Origin of the sequence: Cronobacter sp. EKM101R (assembly GCF_963888145.1) — a bacterium.
Taxonomy (GTDB): Bacteria; Pseudomonadota; Gammaproteobacteria; order Enterobacterales; family Enterobacteriaceae; genus Cronobacter; species Cronobacter turicensis.
Map to the genome: position 1 here is coordinate 1 of NZ_CAWPHW010000040.1, position 316 is coordinate 316.

1 protein-coding gene is annotated in these 316 nt (G+C 46.2%); it reads right to left on the reverse strand.

Annotated features, from left to right (window positions below):
- On the reverse strand, nucleotides 1-285 hold the full coding sequence (locus AACV31_RS17410; protein WP_165157223.1) for a DNA breaking-rejoining protein: 285 nt from the start codon (nucleotides 283-285) through the stop codon (nucleotides 1-3).
- Nucleotides 286-316 lie beyond the last annotated feature (31 nt).

Genomic DNA, 316 nt, shown 5'->3' on the forward strand with positions numbered 1-316 from the left:
TCAGTGAACAGCCTCGCTGTAACTGAAAATTTCTTCACTGTTCATGACGGGAATACCGGCCTTTTTCTCCGCGAACAGTATTTCACCGAGGAGTTCCGCAACGGATTCAATGGCGCAGCGCGCACAGTCATATTCGCCCAGGTGGTAACCGCCATCGAGAATAACGGTCATATTCCCTGATTCCGGGGTATGGATAATGCCGGAAAGCTTGCCGCCACAATGAAATGCAACAAACTCGTGGCTGATTCGGTTTAATTCTAATTTCGCAGCAATGACATTTTTCATATTGAGATTCCTTTATTCAGGTTGTAAGAAG